We start from the raw sequence: 1,259 nt of genomic DNA, 5'->3' as shown, positions 1-1,259 counted from the left end.
AACTTCTTCTCCCAAATCGTGTCCAGATAATTCAGGTACAGATTCGAAAGTAATGGACTGATGACGCCACCCTGTGGACTTCCGAGGTCCGTTTCGTGAAACTGATCATCTTTCACGAAGCCCGCTCTCAGCCACTTACGGATAAGCTTCAGTACCCGGCGGTCGCTGATCCGCTGTTCCACCAATTGCATCAGCTTGTCGTGCGCGATGTTGTCGAAGTATCCGCGAATGTCAATGTCAACGACCCAGTATACGCCCTTCTTTACCGCCCGGCGAATATGTCTAATCGCGCCGTGCTGGTTCCGTTTCGGTCTGAAGCCGTGGGAGCAATCCTTAAAGTCCGCTTCGAAAATCGGCTCAATGACCATCTTCGTCGCCATCTGGACAACCCGGTCCCGTATCGCAGGGATGCCGAGCGGTCGCATCTTACCGTCTGCTTTGGGTATCTCCTTGCGTCTTGCGGGCAGCGGGTGGTACTCTCCGTTTTGTAGCGCCTCTTGGATTTCGCTAACGAATTCTTCCTCGCCGGTTTCTTTGACAATGTGGTCTATGGTCATGCCATCTACGCCACCGCTTCCGCCGTTGCTTTTGACTCGCTTCCATGCTTCCCACAGGATGTCGCCGCGGTGCACTTTGTCGTACAACGCATGAAATCGCCGCCTCGGATTTTCCTTGGCTGCAAAGTATAGTACGTTTTGGAGTTCTCGAGCTTTGACTTTGGCGTAGTTAGCAGGTTTGTCTGCATTCACTGACTCTTACCTCCTCCGGTACGTGAACAAAGCAGGGGTCCTTCCCTCCATGAGGTTATGTTGTCCTCATTTCCCAGGTACTACGGCCCCCTCCGCCTCCCTCCCCGCAGCTCGCCACTTCACCTTTCGGGCTTATAGGGTCGCTCTTTACGGTATCCGCCGTGCGAGGTAGGGTTTCCCTAGTTTTAGTCACAACTTTCCCAGCATGCCGCTCCCTCTACACCGGAGAGTTCTTCCGCGCTGCATTTCCAAGGGCTTCACGCGTTCCATGGCCTTCGCCTAACGACACAGGGCTCGGCTCTCTCTTGTCCTTTACAGGTGATTTTTGACGATGCGGCAGGATTCACTTCATGTTACGGCCTGCTGGTTTGCTCGCACTCTCAGAGCACTTTGTCACGGGGCTTCAACCTTAGGGTTTCTCCACCAGTTGCCCGCCAGCTACGAGGCGACTTGGCTCTTACCTCGACCGGACTTACACCGGCTAGTTGTGCCTAACTTGGCTAGGCGCGC

General features: G+C 54.5%; 1 protein-coding gene. It reads right to left on the bottom strand.

What is annotated here, in order from left to right:
• Positions 1–749 (bottom strand): reverse transcriptase domain-containing protein (locus ACFFT4_RS26730; RefSeq protein WP_378052091.1); only part of this gene is annotated, 749 nt, incomplete at its 3' end.
• Positions 750–1,259 lie beyond the last annotated feature (510 nt).

The organism is Cohnella cellulosilytica (assembly GCF_042431195.1).
Lineage (GTDB): Bacteria > Bacillota > Bacilli > Paenibacillales > Paenibacillaceae > Cohnella > Cohnella cellulosilytica.
This window is presented reverse-complemented; position numbering and strand designations above follow the sequence as displayed.